1 protein-coding gene is annotated in these 684 nt (G+C 55.6%); it reads left to right on the plus strand.

The window, feature by feature from the left end; translation table 11 throughout:
• Positions 1 to 2: 2 nt before the first annotated feature.
• The coding region (locus tag ACTHUM_RS16890; protein ID WP_440403540.1) for a prephenate dehydrogenase at positions 3 to 684 on the plus strand (682 nt) is incomplete at its 3' end.

The raw sequence follows: 684 nt of genomic DNA on the forward strand, positions 1-684 counted from the left end.
ACATTACCCTTATCGGCGTCGGTTTAATCGGCGGTTCGTTCATGCTCGACCTCAAACGCTTGGGACTGGTGCAAACCGTTACCGGCATCGACACCAATGCCGACAACCTCAATTACGCACTCGAATGCGGCATCATCGACCATGCCTATCCGGATATTTGCGCCGAAAGCATCGGCAACGCCGATTTGGTTTTGATTGCCACGCCTGTCTCCGTCCTGCCTGACGTATGCCGCGACATCAAGCCCTTCTTAAAAGATACGGCCTGCGTTTCCGATGTCGGCAGCACCAAACAATCGGCACTCAATGCCTTCCGCACCCACTTATCCGACCGCCTGCCGCAATGTTTTGCCGCCCACCCGATTGCCGGCTCCGATCAAAGCGGGGCAAAATCCGCGCGTTGCGGTTTGTTTCAAAACAGCCGCCTGATTATTACGCTACATGGCCAAGAGGCTTCAGATGGCCTGAGACGGCTGAAAAGCCTGTGGCAGGCGGTTGGTTCGCAAATTTCGACCATGAGTGCCGAAGAACACGACAATATTTTTGCCGCCGTTTCCCACTTGCCGCACTTAGTCGCCTTTGCCTATGTCCACGCTTTGGTTGATCATCCTCACGGCAAAGACTACCTCCCCTATGCCGCCACCGGCTTTCGCGACTTTACCCGCATCGCTTCCAGCCATCCTGCCG

Source organism: Neisseria sp. P0021.S006 (assembly GCF_051956895.1).